1 protein-coding gene is annotated in these 1,082 nt (G+C 51.6%); it reads right to left on the bottom strand.

Annotation, left to right across the window (positions count from 1 at the left end):
- Positions 1 to 1,082, bottom strand: a 1,082-nt coding sequence (locus HED22_RS19525) for an Ig-like domain-containing protein (protein WP_167725423.1), incomplete at both ends; no start/stop codon positions are given.

Genomic DNA, 1,082 nt, shown 5'->3' with positions numbered 1-1,082 from the left:
TTCTCGTCAACGCTGTAGGTCTCGTCAGCAAAGACAAGCTCTTCAACACCACTGACAATATCTGCACCGTCATCGCCGTCCGCTGCATTGAGGTCCCGAACCGTTAACGTCCCGTCGCCATTGTCCTCGATCACATAGTCATTGCGATTACCGCTAAAGATCGCCTGATCAGCCCCATCACCCCCTAGAAGGGTATCATCACCCTCACCACCGGTCAGGATGTCATCCCCTGCACCACCGGATTGATTATCGGCAAACTCGCTGCCAGAAAGATAATCATTGCCAGCACTCCCTTCCGAAAGAGCAACACTTGCAAGGCTCAACTCGCTGTAACCTTCTGGAGGAGCGTAACTCCAGTCCGTTGACGCAAAAACTGCCGTGCCATAAACAACGTTCGATCCATTTTCGTCCTTCAACATAGGACGCCAAGCCGAACCCTCCACGTCAATAGAAGTGCTGTAAAACTCAGTACCATTTACGAAGAACGATAGCAGACCACTGTCGAGATCAAAGCCAACACCCAATATGTCAGCTCCCGAAACACCCGGAAGTTCAACCAGCTCCCCATCATAGTAGAAATAAGACTTCCCTGATGGATAACCTATTCTCAAACGGAAGCTTTCTGCTGTAGTGCCCAGATCACCTGGTGTATTGGGATCAAAGCTCTCTTTCCCCCAGCCTACAGCAAGGTTGTCGTAGCTTGATCCCTCTATCTCATAATAATAACGCCCTGACGATGCAGATATGTTTGCAGCAACACCTGCTGTCCCAGAAACACCCGTGAACGTTCTGTTATTGTCAGATAGCGATCCACCAGAGAGGCTGGATGCGTCAAACTGGGCAACTCCACTTCCGACCTGTACCGCCATCGTTGCATCACGGCTGAGCCCATGCTCATCGGTCACTCGATAGGTGAAGCTGTCTTCGCCAACATAGCCTTCACTCGCTGTAAAGCTGTAGTTGCCATCTGCATTGATCGTCACACTGCCATTAGCCGGGCCATCCACAAGCTCGAAGCTCAGGCCGTCGCCGTCAACATCTACGCCATGAAGCTGATGCTCAACCGTTCCGGCTTCGGACAG

This window comes from Thalassospira sp. HF15 (assembly GCF_011806525.1).
GTDB lineage: Bacteria > Pseudomonadota > Alphaproteobacteria > Rhodospirillales > Thalassospiraceae > Thalassospira.
The sequence above is the reverse complement of the archived record's forward strand: the minus strand, read 5'-3'. Positions and strand labels throughout refer to the sequence as shown.